Origin of the sequence: Flavobacterium cheongpyeongense (genome assembly GCF_003202435.1) — a bacterium.
GTDB classification, from domain to species: domain Bacteria; phylum Bacteroidota; class Bacteroidia; order Flavobacteriales; family Flavobacteriaceae; genus Flavobacterium; species Flavobacterium cheongpyeongense.
On sequence record NZ_QJHK01000001.1, the window covers coordinates 125,061 to 138,366 of the forward strand.

The 13,306-nt window shown below is 33.1% G+C and carries 13 protein-coding genes; 12 read left to right on the forward strand and 1 reads right to left on the reverse strand.

Features of this window, described 5'->3' with window-relative positions; all coding sequences use genetic code 11:
* The first annotated feature begins 12 nt into the window (after positions 1–12).
* The 7 genes from DMB65_RS00565 (at position 13) to DMB65_RS00595 (ending at position 7,485) form a co-directional block, all read left to right on the forward strand.
* The gene (locus DMB65_RS00565) at positions 13–561 is read left to right on the forward strand and encodes an LbetaH domain-containing protein (protein WP_110305040.1); all 549 of its coding nucleotides are present in this window, start codon (positions 13–15) and stop codon (positions 559–561) included.
* On the forward strand, positions 494–1,108 hold the full coding sequence (locus DMB65_RS00570) for an LbetaH domain-containing protein (RefSeq protein WP_110304732.1): 615 nt from the start codon (positions 494–496) through the stop codon (positions 1,106–1,108). The genes DMB65_RS00565 and DMB65_RS00570 overlap by 68 nt, the downstream gene beginning before the upstream one ends.
* Position 1,109: 1 nt before the next feature.
* Positions 1,110–1,934 (forward strand): glycosyltransferase family 2 protein, encoded by an 825-nt coding sequence (locus DMB65_RS00575; RefSeq protein WP_110304733.1) that lies wholly within the window; start codon positions 1,110–1,112, stop codon positions 1,932–1,934.
* 21 nt (positions 1,935–1,955) lie between these two features.
* Positions 1,956–2,702: a glycosyltransferase family 2 protein gene (locus DMB65_RS00580; protein ID WP_110304734.1), complete on the forward strand. Its 747-nt coding sequence runs from the start codon at positions 1,956–1,958 to the stop codon at positions 2,700–2,702.
* A gap of 40 nt (positions 2,703–2,742) precedes the next feature.
* Positions 2,743–4,161, forward strand: coding sequence for an undecaprenyl-phosphate glucose phosphotransferase (locus DMB65_RS00585; protein WP_110304735.1), 1,419 nt, complete (start codon positions 2,743–2,745; stop codon positions 4,159–4,161).
* Positions 4,162–4,367: 206 nt separating this feature from the next.
* Positions 4,368–5,069, forward strand: coding sequence for a polysaccharide biosynthesis/export family protein (locus DMB65_RS00590; protein WP_230470567.1), 702 nt, complete (start codon positions 4,368–4,370; stop codon positions 5,067–5,069).
* A 19-nt stretch (positions 5,070–5,088) separates the two neighbouring features.
* Positions 5,089–7,485 carry a GumC family protein gene (locus DMB65_RS00595; protein ID WP_110304737.1) on the forward strand — a complete coding sequence of 799 codons (2,397 nt, stop codon included), beginning with the start codon at positions 5,089–5,091 and terminating at the stop codon, positions 7,483–7,485.
* Between the two features lie 123 nt (positions 7,486–7,608).
* Here DMB65_RS00595 and DMB65_RS00600 read toward each other — a convergent pair whose 3' ends face one another.
* Positions 7,609–8,346 carry a tyrosine-protein phosphatase gene (locus DMB65_RS00600; RefSeq protein WP_110305041.1) on the reverse strand — a complete coding sequence of 246 codons (738 nt, stop codon included), beginning with the start codon at positions 8,344–8,346 and terminating at the stop codon, positions 7,609–7,611.
* A 282-nt stretch (positions 8,347–8,628) separates the two neighbouring features.
* Here DMB65_RS00600 and DMB65_RS00605 point away from each other — a divergent pair, with 282 nt between their 5' ends.
* The 5 genes from DMB65_RS00605 (at position 8,629) to DMB65_RS00625 (ending at position 13,174) form a co-directional block, all read left to right on the forward strand.
* Positions 8,629–9,792, forward strand: a complete 1,164-nt coding sequence (locus DMB65_RS00605) for a glycosyltransferase family 2 protein (RefSeq protein WP_110304738.1) — start codon at positions 8,629–8,631, stop codon at positions 9,790–9,792.
* An 83-nt stretch (positions 9,793–9,875) separates the two neighbouring features.
* A complete protein-coding gene (locus tag DMB65_RS00610; RefSeq protein ID WP_110304739.1) occupies positions 9,876–11,201 on the forward strand; it encodes a dihydrolipoamide acetyltransferase family protein in 1,326 nt (441 codons plus the stop codon).
* A 167-nt stretch (positions 11,202–11,368) separates the two neighbouring features.
* Positions 11,369–12,139 carry a 3'-5' exonuclease gene (locus DMB65_RS00615; RefSeq protein WP_110304740.1) on the forward strand — a complete coding sequence of 257 codons (771 nt, stop codon included), beginning with the start codon at positions 11,369–11,371 and terminating at the stop codon, positions 12,137–12,139.
* A 76-nt stretch (positions 12,140–12,215) separates the two neighbouring features.
* Positions 12,216–12,827, forward strand: coding sequence for a fumarylacetoacetate hydrolase family protein (locus tag DMB65_RS00620; RefSeq protein WP_110304741.1), 612 nt, complete (start codon positions 12,216–12,218; stop codon positions 12,825–12,827).
* Positions 12,827–13,174, forward strand: coding sequence for an Hpt domain-containing protein (locus DMB65_RS00625; protein ID WP_110304742.1), 348 nt, complete (start codon positions 12,827–12,829; stop codon positions 13,172–13,174). Before DMB65_RS00620 ends, DMB65_RS00625 begins: the two co-directional genes overlap by 1 nt.
* Positions 13,175–13,306: the final 132 nt, after the last annotated feature.

Here is a 13,306-nt window from a genome sequence, read left to right on the forward strand (position 1 = left end):
AAATATAAATCTATGAAATATCAAATTCCAAAATATATTGATACAATTCCAAAATCTGATAAAGTTTATAGGTTAATTTGGCGTATCACTTCCTTGTTTTTGTTTAAACCCTTTTCGTTACCTTTTTTTAATGGCTGGCGAATTTTTTTGTTGAGAATTTTTGGGGCGAGTATTGGAAAAAATTGTGTTATTCATGCTTCAATTGATTTACCATCTCCTAAAAATTTAAAGCTAGGGTCGTTCTCAGCCTTAGGTCCTGGTGTTAAGTTTCATTTTGGAAAAACTATTATTGGAAACAAGGTTACTGTTTCCCAAAGGACATACTTATGTAGTGCTACACATGAAACTACATCAATAAATACACCTTTTGTGTCAGGTACTATAGTCATAAATGATTTTGCTTGGGTTGCAGCCGAAGCATTTATAATGACAAATGTTACAATTGGAGAAGGAGCAATTGTAGGAGCTAGATCTGCTGTTTTTAAAGATGTAGATGATTGGACAATTATTGGAGGAAACCCTGCTAAATTTATTAAAAAAAGAATTGTTTATGATAAGTGATGATTTTATTCCTGTACAAACAACACCTTTTGATAAAAAGACAAAAATCAAAATTCATCTTTGGAAATTGATAAATAAAACTATATTTAGAATTTTTCCAAATCAAATTAAAAAACCAAGAATTTTTTTATTACGTTTATTTGGTGCTAAATTAGCGGAAACAGTAAATATTAATAGAAAATCAAATATAGAATTACCTTGGAATTTAAAAATGGGACACCTTTCTAGTTTGGGAGAAAATTCTTGGATATATTGTTTAGATAAAATCGAAATTGGTCAAAAATGTTGCATAGGTAAAGACGTATACTTAATTACGGGTAGTCATTCAATTGAATCTGTAAATTTTAATATGACTACAAAGCCGATAATAATTAATGATGGATGCTGGATAGCAACTGGAAGTTATGTTCTTGCTGGTGTTATATTAGAAAGGTTTTCTGTGATAGGAGCAAAATCAATTGTGATTAAAAACACAGAAGAATTTGATGTTGTAGCTGGAAATCCAGCCAGATTTATAAAAAAAAGAGAATTTAAAAATATAAAATAGAATGATCTCAATATTAATCCTCACTAAAAACGAAGAACAAGATTTACCGGGCTGTTTAGCATCAGTAACCTGGAGCGATGACATTCATGTATTTGATTCTTTTAGTGATGACCGAACTGTTGAAATTGCTCAGGATGCCGGGGCGATTATCACACAGCGTGTTTTTGATAACTGGTCAGCACATCAAAACTGGGGTTTGGCAAATATAAAATTTAAATACCCATGGGTACTTTATATAGATGCAGATGAACGGGTTTCAGAATCTTTGTTAAATGCAATAATGGCTCTCAAGCCAGATATGGACACTAAATTTGTTGCCTATGAACTTAGAAGAAGGGATTTTGCATGGAATGGAAAATGGCTAAAACATGCCCAAATGTCTCCTTTTTATTTAAGACTGTTCCGTCCTGACAAAATGCGCTATGAAAGATTAGTTAATCCGGTTTCTATTCCGGATGGTCCTATTAGTAAAATTGAAGGTTTCTTGGATCATTATCCTTTTAGTAAAGGATTCCGATTCTGGATTCAGCGACATTTAAGCTATGCAGATATGGAAGCACTAACAAGGGTAAAAGATTTGGATTCAGGTATTGATTTTTCTTTAAAAAAAGCCTTGTTCAGCAAGGATTTTACAGAAAAAAGATACCATCAAAAGGGGTTGTTTTACAAACTACCGGGACGTCCTTTTATAAAGTGGTTTTATATGGTTATTATAAGGAGAGCATTCTTAGACGGAAGTACTGGTGTTACTTATGCAACCTTACAATCTATTTATGAGTACTTTATTGTGCTGAAGAGCAATGAGCTTCTGGCAAAAAGAAAATAATATTTCATTTAATTTTAATCTATGAAAGTCTCCGTTATCACAATCTGTTACAATCGAAAAGCAACTATCGGACAGTCAGTAAAAAGTGTTTTAGCTCAGGATTATACTGATATAGAATATATTGTTATTGATGGGAATTCTACAGACGGTACTCAGGATATTATTCAGTCTTTTGGAGATAAAATCACTACATATATATCTGAACCAGACAAAGGCATGTACGATGCAATCAATAAAGGATTTGCCTTAGCGACAGGAGAGGTGGTTGGCCTTATGCACTCTGATGATGTTTTTTATGATAACTGCGTAGTTTCCAAAATTGTAGAAGCTTTTAAAAATAATCCGGACACTGATGCTATTTATGGAGATGGAATCTATGTAACGAACGATCAGGATGAAAAAATAGTCAGAAACCGTATTGGAGGTGCATACGATTATAAAAAACTGAAAAAAGGCTGGCTGCCGTTACACCCAACGGTATACATCAGGAAAGCAACTATAAACAGACTGGGGAATTATGATCTTAATTTCAAGATTGCTTCCGATACTGAATTTTTATTACGGTATTTGTTCAAATATAAAATAAATATTTTGTATCTTAATACTTACATTGTAAAAATGAGGATGGGAGGAATGAGTACGAGTTATAAAAGAGCCCTTGAGGTACTGAAAGAAGATTACAGGATTTATAAGTATCATAATTTAGCTCCCCTGTCGGTAGTTTTTCAGAAAAAAATGATCGCAGTTATGCAGTATATAAAAAAGTAAGAATGTTAGTAAGGAAAAATAAAATTATTTTTGGAGATTTATGAAGATTTTAGATGCATTATCACGTCATCGCTTTTCCCGCTATTTTAAACTTTTATTTGTAGTATGGGATGTAATTCTTTTAAATTTTGCCATTGTATTATCAGCATGGCTGCGATTTGGGAATCTGGAGAAACTTTTTCTTAAGGAGGTACAAACGGTTTCTTTTCTATCCAATTTAATCTGGATAGCTTTGTTATTGCGTAATGATGCCTATCGTATTGTACGAATTGAACCTTTAGAATCTATTATAAAGCGTACAACAAAAAAGTTCATATTTCACATTGCCTTAATTGCTTTTTTTGTCCTTTTTTTGAAATATTCGCAAATTTCCAGGCTTCGTTTAGTGTACTTTTATACTCTTTTCTTTGTACTGTTAATGTTTTCTCGCTTTTTATCGATGGAACTTTTAAAATATATTCGTTCTAAAGGGTATAATTTTAAAAATGTTATTATTGTTGGGGCAAATGATGCGGGTGAACGAATTCGCAGAACTTTATCCAGAGACTTGACTTATGGTTACCGTTTTTTAGGTTTTTTTGATGAAAAAGTAGATCCTTTCGCCTTCATCTCTTCACCGGTATTGGGTGGATTTAGCGATGTAGAAAAGTATTTGATAAACAATGAGGTTGACGAAATGTATGTTGCATTACATATTGATAATGTTAATGTCATAAGCAATCTGATAAAAATATGTGAACACCACATGGTTCGGATTAAATTTATACCCGATTTTCAGTTGTATACAAAATCGAGTAAAGTTGAAATTTCCTTTTATGACAACACACCTGTATTAATGTTTCGAACAGAGCCTCTGGAATACACTGTGAATAGATTGTTAAAAAAGGCATTTGATATTGTGTTTTCTCTTGGGGTAATACTTTTGATTTTTCCGTGGCTGTTTCCGATCATAACGATTCTGATTAAAATTGAATCGCCTGGTCCGGTCTTTTTTAAGCAGGAGCGCTCAGGGCGTGACAATGAATCTTTTTTTTGCTGGAAATTCAGAAGCATGCGGGTTAACAAGCTGGCTGATAAATTGCAGGCAGGAAAAGGGGATGCGCGTATTACAAGATTTGGGGCTTTTATGCGAAAAACGAGCATAGATGAGTTGCCTCAGTTTTTTAACGTTTTTTTGGGGGATATGTCAGTAGTGGGGCCCCGACCACACATGGTCAATCATACAAAACAATATACAGATTTAATAGGGAATTATCTGGTGAGACAATATACCAAACCGGGCATTACGGGCTGGGCTCAGGTTAACGGTTATCGTGGTGAAACAAGAGAATTAATTGATATGCAAAACAGGGTAGAATATGATATTTGGTATATTGAAAACTGGAGTATTTTATTGGATATAAAAATTGTTATTAAGACGGTTGTCAATATATTTAAAGGAGAAGAGAATGCGTATTAAAATAAAAAAAGCTTGTATTTACTAATTAATTTAACATTTTAATTGACAGATGAATAATCCAATAGTAGAAAACTTAACTGGTATGCTTATATTTGCCGCATAAAACCTTACTTCTAATGAACCATTATTTTTTAAATTTTATCCAGAAAAGTACATTTCTTTTGCTAATCTCATTATTTTTTTCCTGTGCATCTAAAAAAAATATTGTGTATTATCAAAATATTCAAGGTATTGATACCTCACAAAATAGTGCTTCCTATGAAGTAAAAATTCAGCCAGATGATTTATTAACGATAATAGTTTCTGCTGAGGATCCGGAAATAGCCATTCCTTTTAACTTGACAACAGTTGCCGTTTCGGGTTTAGGTAAACCTGATTTAGCAACAGGTCAGCAAACCATTCAGTCTTATTTGGTGGATAGAAATGGAAACATTGAATTCCCTGTTTTAGGCAAGTTACAGATTGGAGGTTTAACCAGATCGGAAGTAATGCAACTCTTAAAAGAAAGGATAGGAGTGTATATTAAAAATCCAATTATTAACCTGCGAATCGTGAATTTTAAAATTTCGTTACAGGGAGAGGTGGGGATACCGGGAACCTATTCTGTAGCTTCAGAGAGGGTTACGCTAATTGAAGCTTTAAGTATGGCAAAAGATTTAACTATTTATGGCAGGAGAAACAACATTTTGGTTATTAGGGAAATTAACGGGATTAAATCTTATAATAGGGTAGATATTACAAAAGCAGATTTCATCAATTCTCCCTTTTATTATCTGGCACAAAACGATGTCATTTACGTAGAACCTAATAACGTAAGAGTAAATGCATCTGCAGTAGGGCCTAATACTTCGGTAATCATTTCTGCGATTTCTATTTTAATATCACTTTCGGTAATCCTTTTTAAATAAAACTGATAAACAAAGACAAATGCAAGATTTTTATAATGATGAAGTTGAAGGAGAAATCAATGACGTAAATCTTAGGGAGCAGCTTGATAAATATGTAGTGCACTGGAAATGGTTTGTTCTAAGTGTTTTCCTGTGTTTGGTTTTTGCGTTTTTGTATTTAAGATATACGGCTCCAAGCTACGAGGCCAGTACTTCCATACTCGTAAAAGACGAAAAAAAAGGAGGGATGCTCTCAGAATTATCTGCGTTTTCAGACTTAGGATTAGGAGGAGGTTCTGTTAATAACGTGGATAACGAGATTGAAATTCTAAAATCCAGGACCTTAGTAGAGTCAACGGTAAAAAGGCTCAATTTAAATATCTCCCTTCAGGTTGAAGGAAATGTAGTAGATCGGGATATTTATGGGGATAGCCCTATTAGTATTTATTTTCTTAATAAAACAGAGCTGTTTGATGAGGCAAATGTAACTTTAAAACTGGATCTGTTATCGGATGATGGTTTCGCTTTAGAAAATGCAAAAGTTGATGAAGATGAGGTAGAAAACGTTATTTTGTCATCTAAAAAGCAATTTAAATTTGGTGAAAAAATCCCTACGAGTATAGGCGTATTAATTATTAGTAAGACTGCGTTTTACAAACAAAATTACATTGGAAAAGATAAGCCAATACGAATTATAATTAGCCCATTAGAAAGTGTGACTGCCAGTTTTAGAAATAAATTAAGTGTCGAGCCTATTAGTAAAACCAGCAGCGTAGTAAATGTCTCTATAACCGATCCGGTTCAGGAAAAAGCAGAAGATTTTCTGGACACTATGATTCAGATTTACAATGCAGATGCTGCTGAAGATAAAAATTTTATCTCTGAAAACACCTCTAAATTTATTTCAGAACGTCTGGCCTTAATTACAGAGGAATTAGGTGGTGTAGAACAGGATGTAGAAACTTTTAAGAAGGCCAATAGACTAACAGATATAGAGTCTGAGGCAAAGCTTTTTATTCAAGGATCAAACGACTATGATAAAAAAGGGGTTGAAACTGAAATTCAATTGAATGTAGTTTCGTCTTTGCTTGATTTTATAAAAAAAAGTACCAATGCTGATTTACTGCCTACTAATATTATAACAGATAACGGTGCAGGAGGCTTAATTTCTTCTTATAATCAACTGGTTTTAGAGCGTAACCGGATTTTAAAGTCGGCGACGACTGAAAATCCTTCGGTAATAAAATTAGATACGCAAATTTCATCACTGAAAGCAAATGTTGCCACAAGTTTAAGGAGAATGCAGTCGAATTTACAAATTCAAAATCGTGATTTAAAAAGTCAGGAAAGCATCCTGAATAGTAAAATTGGTAAAATTCCGGTACAGGAACGTCAGTTCAGAGTGATTGCGAGACAACAGAAAGTAAAAGAAGAATTGTATTTGTATTTATTACAAAAGCGTGAAGAAACAGCTATTTCATTGGCTGCTACAGAACCCAATGCGAGAGTTATAGATGTTGCAAAGGCGAATAAAGTTCCTGTAAGCCCAAAGAAAAAAATTGTTTATCTTGCCGGATTGTTAATAGGTCTTTTAATCCCTTTTGGAATCATATACGGTCATGATTTATTGGATACCAAGATCAAAAGCAGATTGGATTTGGAAGGTAAAACACCAATACCTTTTATTGGTGATATTCCTACTTCTGATGATACTTATGAATTAATCAAGGCAGATAGCAGGACAAGCTCTGCTGAGGCTGTAAGGATCGTCAGGACAAATCTTGAGTTTATGCTGACAAAAGTCCCTGAGGGTATGGCGAAAACTATTTTTGTAACCTCTACTTTTCCTGCAGAGGGTAAAACTCTTGTTTCTGTAAACCTAGCTGCTACATTTGCATTGTCTGGAAGAAAAGTTTTATTGGTAGGAATGGACATCAGAAATCCTAAATTTATGGATTATTTTGCGATGCCAAATTTTGGATTAACAAATTATCTGTCCTCAAACGACACAGATGTAAACAAGTATATCATCAAACACAATGATTACGACAATTTCTATATATTGCCTTCGGGTGTGATTCCTCCTAATCCTGTAGAGTTATTGATGGGTAAAAATGTAGATAAGCTTTTTGATATATTAAAAAAAGAATACGATTATATCATTGTGGATACAGCTCCGGTAAGCCTAGTAGCAGATACCTTGCTGGTCGCCAAAAATGCGGATACTTTTGTATATGTGATGCGTGCCAATGTTTTAGAAAAGCGTATGCTGTCTATTGCAAATACTTTTTACAAGGAGAAAAAATTACCAAATATGTGTATAGTACTTAATGATACTGATTCAACCAAAGGGTATGGTTATGGGTATGGATATGGAGTTAAAGTTGATAAAAAACCATGGTTTAGCTTTAATAAAATCAAAAAAGATATAAGTTAAAATTTAAATCCGTTTCTTTAAACAAAAAAAGGTTCAAATTTTTTTGAACCTTTTTTTTGTTTATTGGTATGCCGGTATAAAAAACAAGCGAATTTTATTAGGCTGTTGAATACATAATCAGTATTAGAATTTAAAAAACTGGTTATTCGATATAATTTTTTTTAATTCCTCCGTTGAATTTATTTTTACTCTCTGTTCAAATGCAGCTATATGATTGTCGTGATGCACATCAGTACCGGTAAAATCATACATTCCGTTTTTTAGTAACTGTTCAGAAATTTTAGCGATCTCTTCACCGTAATAACCTGCCACAGCCAATAAATTTAATTGAAACAAACAACCAGCTTTTTTTAATCTCTCATATTCGATAAAGTTTTTGTGATAAAACAAATAACGTTCAGGATGTGCCAAAACAGGTTTATATCCCGCTACCTGTAAATCAAATAAAATTTGATACAATTGTATCGGAGCATTCATGTAGGACATCTCTACCAATACATAATTGTCTTTTAAAGTAAGAAGTTTTTCATTTTTAAAATGCTTTTCAAACCAATCATCCATGAAGTATTCTGCTGCAGCCAGGAAAGGTTTTGTAATATTCTCCCCGGTCAATAGTTTGCTTGTTTCGGTATGATTATCCTGAATTTTCTTAGGAGAATTATTCCAAATATAATGGCTAATATGAGGAGTGGTTATGAATTGTGAAACTCCAATCTTTTCGAGTGATCCTATTAATCTCACAGTGTCAGACAATGTTTTAGCTCCGTCGTCTATCCCCGGTAATAAATGCGAATGAATATCAATATAATCGCCCGATAAAAGATCTTTTAAGTATGGTTTTTGTTTGAAGAATGATAGCATAACGGCAAAAATAGAAAAAAACACGTAATTATAGTTAACAACATCCAAAAGTTTGTAACTCCTGGATATGGCAAAAAATCGAATCATTAAAGATTCTCCCCGAATGATTATCTTTATTTTATTAATAGCAATGGAACTATTACAATCGATTTTCTCCTTTATGCATATGAAAAACAACAGTAATCCTTGTATTGGTTTTCGGATAAGTAAAAACCGACTTGTGTATTCGTAGGTTTGGTTGAAAATTTTTAACTTCCCCAAATATTTCAACTCAATTTTTTAATGCAATTATCGGTCATAATTCTTAATTATAATGTTTGTTATTTCCTGGAGCAATGTCTATTAAGTGTTCAGGCAGCACTTTCTGCAATTGATGGGGAAATTATTGTAGTAGATAACAATTCTACTGATGACAGTTGCCAGATGATTAAAAACAGGTTTCCCGAAATTACACTGATTGAAAATGAAGAGAATTCAGGATTCCCAAAAGGAAATAATATTGGAGTAAGGCAGGCCAAAGGGAAATATATCTGTATTCTTAATCCCGATACAGTAGTTGCAGAAGATACGTTTGTTAAAATTATAGCTTTCGCCGAAAAGCAAAATAACTTAGGAATAATAGGATGTAAACTTATTGACGGAACAGGGAAATTTCTGCCAGAAAGCAAACGTGGAATTCCAACACCCTGGGTAGCTTTTACAAAAATTTTAGGGTTGTATAAAATTTTCCCCAATCAAAAGATTTTTAATCAGTATTACGCGCAATATTTATCAGAAAATCAAACAGGAAAAGTGGATATTTTGGTGGGTGCCTTCATGATAATGAAACGGGAATTGTATTTAGAAGTAGGAGGCTTTGATGAAAATTGCTTTATGTACGCCGATGATATAGATTTGTCGTATTCTGTTTTGCAAAAGAAAAAAAACAATTATTATTTCCATGAGACATCTGTTATTCATTACAAAGGCGAAAGTACGGTAAAAGATGAGCAGTATATGATGAGGTTTCAGGAAGCAATGGGATTTTTTTATCAAAAACATTTTAGAAAATCTTTATTTTTTTTGGTTTTTATTAAAATTGGGATTTTTCTTTTTTCGTTAGCAAAAATGTTTCAGGGAAAGCCTAAGTCAAATCCACTACCGGAAAGCTATGTTTTTTTGTCTTCAAATGAAATTTTGTGCAGTCGATTGTCTTTAGTTTTAAAAAATAAAGTCACTTTTTTGGATTTCAAAAAGGAAAAAATGGTAAATTCGTGGCTCGTTTCAAAGGGTAAAAGGGTTGAAATTATTTTGGATAATCAATATGTTTCTTTTAAAAAATGTATCGAAATCTTAGAAACTCTTCAGCAGAAAGGAATTACTTTTAAAATTTTACCCAAAAATGCCAATTTTATTATTGGGAGTAATTCTAAAAACGAACAGGGCGAAATGATAGAAATTAGGTAAAAATTATATTTTGTGTAATTTATATTTGAAATATTTAGTAATTTCGCAATCTGGAAATCAAAATCACCTTTTAGGTTAATAATATGGCAAGATTTGAATTGAGGCTTCCAAAAATGGGAGAAAGTGTAGCCGAAGCTACCATTACAAACTGGTTGAAACAAGTGGGAGACAAAATTGAAGCTGATGAAGCAGTACTGGAAATTGCAACAGATAAAGTTGATAGTGAAGTGCCAAGTGAAGTGTCAGGAATTTTGACCGAACAATTATTTAGCAAGGATGATCTGGTTCAGGTTGGGCAAGTTATAGGGATTATCGAAACAGAAGAAGAAAGCCTGTCTGAAACAAAGTCTGTTGAAGAAAATGCAATACCTAAGGAAGTAATTGAAATTGAAAAAACAATTGAAATTGCCAGAGAAGTGGTTTCTGTACCTCAGGATTTCTCTAATTCAGATAAATTCTATTCACCGTTAGTAAAAAATATAGCCAAAGAAGAAGGTGTTTCTTTTTCAGAATTAGAAAACATTCCGGGTTCAGGCAAAGACGGCCGGGTTACAAAAGAAGATATTTTAAAATATATTGAGAACCGTAAATCTGACAGTGAAGAAGTAAAAGTTGAACTTTTGCCAAAACTTGAACCTTTGCCAAAATCTCCAGAAGCAGCACCTCAAAAAACTCAAGCCGTTCCGGTTTCTGTAAATGGAGAAAATGAAATTGTTGAAATGGACAGAATGCGGAAGCTGATTTCGGGATACATGGTGGCTTCATTGCAGACTTCTGCACACGTTCAGTCTTTTATAGAAGTTGATGTAACAAATATTGTAAAGTGGAGAGACAAAGTCAAAGCCTCTTTTGAAAAACGAGAAGGTGAAAAACTTACTTATACACCTATTTTTATGGAAGCTGTTGCGAAAGCAATAAAAGATTTTCCAGGAATCAATATTTCAGTTGAAGGGGATTATATTATTAAAAAGAAGCATATAAATTTAGGAATGGCAGCTGCTTTGTCAAACGGAAACCTGATTGTTCCTGTAATTAAAAATGCAGATCAGTTAAACCTTGTCGGAATGGCAAAAGCTGTAAATGATCTTGCAAACCGTGCTAGAACCGGAAAACTCAAGCCGGATGACACTCAGGGAGGAACCTATACCGTTACAAACGTTGGTACTTTTGGTAGTGTTTTTGGTACTCCAATTATCAATCAGCCACAAGTTGGAATCCTCGCTTTAGGGGCAATTCGTAAAGTTCCTGCAGTTATAGAAACGCCAGAAGGTGATTTTATTGGGATTCGTCAAAAAATGTTTTTGTCGCACTCTTATGACCACAGAGTTGTCGATGGGGCACTAGGAGGAAGCTTTGTAAAGCGTGTAGCAGAGTACCTCGAAGCGTTTGATGTCGAGAGGGATTTTTAAAATTTATACATATATCATATCAAATCCGGTAGAATTTTGAATTTTACCGGATTTTTTGTTTTGATGTATAAGAACTTATTAAAAATAATTTTAACAGTTGTTTGAAACAATAAATTTGTGATAATTATCTTTAAAAATTACATTTGTAAATATTCAAAAATAAAAAAATGGAACTCAAACTTACCAGACCAATCTGCTTTTTCGATTTAGAAACCACTGGAATTGATATCGGGAAAGACAGGATTGTAGAAATTTCAATATTTAAAGTTTTTCCAAACGGAAATAAAGAAAGTAAAACATGGTTAGTGAATCCAACAATTCCTATTCCGCCACACACAACAGCGGTACATGGTATTACAGATGAAAGGGTGGCCAATGAGCCAACATTTAGTGACCTGGCGCCACAAGTATACAATATGATTAAAGATAGTGATTTGGGAGGTTTTAATTCTGATCGTTTTGATATTCCCTTACTAGCTGAAGAATTACTTCGCGCAGGTGTTGATTTTGATATGAAAAATAAAGTTTCTGTAGATGTTCAGACTATTTTTCATAAAATGGAAGAACGTACCTTAAGTGCGGCATTAAAATTTTATTGCGGAAAAAGTCTCGAAAATGCACATTCTGCCGAAGCTGATACAATGGCAACTTATGAAATTTTAAAAGCACAATTAGATCGTTATCCTGAACTGGAAAATGACATGAAATCATTATCTGAATTTACTACACGAAAAAAAATTGCTGATTTTGCAGGAATGATTGCTTTTGATAAAGACAATGAAGAGATTTTTACCTTCGGAAAACACAAAGGAGCGAAAGTTGAAAAAGTGTTAGAATCTGAACCCGGATATTACAGTTGGATTCAAAATGCTGATTTTCCTTTATATACCAAAAAAGTTTTAACAGCAATAAAGTTAAGGAAACTAAATACTAAATAAGGTTTAAAAAAACTAATGATTTAAAGTTGTAAGGTCTTTAACCTTTCAGTATCTCAGAAACCCCAGTATTTAAAAAATGAAAATAATCTGTATCGGTAGGAATTATACCAGTCATATTGAAGAATTGAAAAATGAAAGACCTGCGGAACCCGTAATTTTCATGAAACCCGATTCGGCAGTTTTGTTAAAACAGCATCCTTTTGTGATCCCTGAATTTTCAGAAGATATTCATCATGAAATTGAGATTATTGTGAAGATTAACAAAGTAGGAAAGTATATAGAGCCCAAATTTGCACATAAATATTACGAAGAAATAAGTGTAGGTATTGATTTTACAGCTCGTGATTTACAGGCAACACTAAAGGAGAAAGGATTGCCATGGGAAAAAGCAAAGGCTTTTGATGGTTCTGCTGTAATTGGGGATTTTTTACCAAAGACACTTTTTAGTTCCGTTGAAAATATTAATTTTGAATTAACAAATAATTCGAAGACAGTTCAAAAAGGCAATACAAGGCTTATGCTTTGGAAAATAGATGAACTTATTTCGTATGTGTCACAGTATTTTACATTAAAAATAGGTGATGTTATATTTACAGGAACGCCTTCAGGAGTTGCGGCAGTTAAGCCAAATGATGTTTTAGAAGGCTTTTTAGAAGATAAAAAATTATTCAGAATACAAGTAAAATAATGGCATTAAAATACAATTTATCAAAAGTGTATGCGCTTTCAGACAATGATTCGGAATTTGTAAACGAGATTCTAAAGTTGTTTGTTACTGAAGTACCGGAAGATTTAAAGGAAATAAAAGAGGGTATTAAGAAAAAAGATCACAAACATGCCTATTCTTATGCGCATAAAATAAAACCTACCCTTGATTTAATGGGGTTAAATGTTGCCTTTGAAGAGATTTTACAAGTAGAAGCATGGACAAAGGCCGAAGGTAAAAAGAAAGATATCATCGAAACTTTTAAAAGTATCAAAAAGCAGGTAAATGATGCTATCAAAGAAATAAAAAAAGACTTTGATCTGAATTAGGGCGTGACCCCATTTTTGACCAAAATAAAAAGGTCAAAAATGGGGTCGGGTTATCCACTATATCTTTTGTTCCTGAAATTTCCGAAAAACAGGATATTTCTTTTTGTCACAAAAGGATGCCGTTTCTACCCC